Raw genomic sequence first — 275 nt, 5'->3', positions numbered from 1 at the left:
AATCGAATAACGTGAATGGCGTGCAGACGAACTCGCAGATCATTTCCCAGTCCGTCGGTCAGCAGCTCGGCCAGACGGGTTCGGCTTACATCCAAAAGGGTATGAACATCCAACCAACACTGACGCGGGCGCCGGGGTATAAGTTCAACATTGTGGCAACACGGGACATCGTATTCCCTGCTGCGTATAGGCCGGCGCCGGTAACCGCGCGCGGGTACTGAGCGAGGCGTTCTCTCGGCGTTGACGCTATCGATGCGGCGGAACTTGTTTGCCAC

The 275-nt window shown here is 57.8% G+C and carries 1 protein-coding gene; it reads left to right on the top strand.

Annotated elements, in window-relative coordinates; translation table 11 throughout:
- The coding region (locus SB689_RS23040; protein ID WP_410694387.1) for a TrbI/VirB10 family protein at nucleotides 1-221 on the top strand (221 nt) is incomplete at its 5' end.
- Between the last annotated feature and the right edge of the window lie 54 nt (nucleotides 222-275).

Origin of the sequence: Chryseobacterium sp. SIMBA_038, from assembly GCF_046535115.1 — a bacterium.
Lineage (GTDB): Bacteria > Bacteroidota > Bacteroidia > Flavobacteriales > Weeksellaceae > Chryseobacterium.
This window is presented reverse-complemented; position numbering and strand designations above follow the sequence as displayed.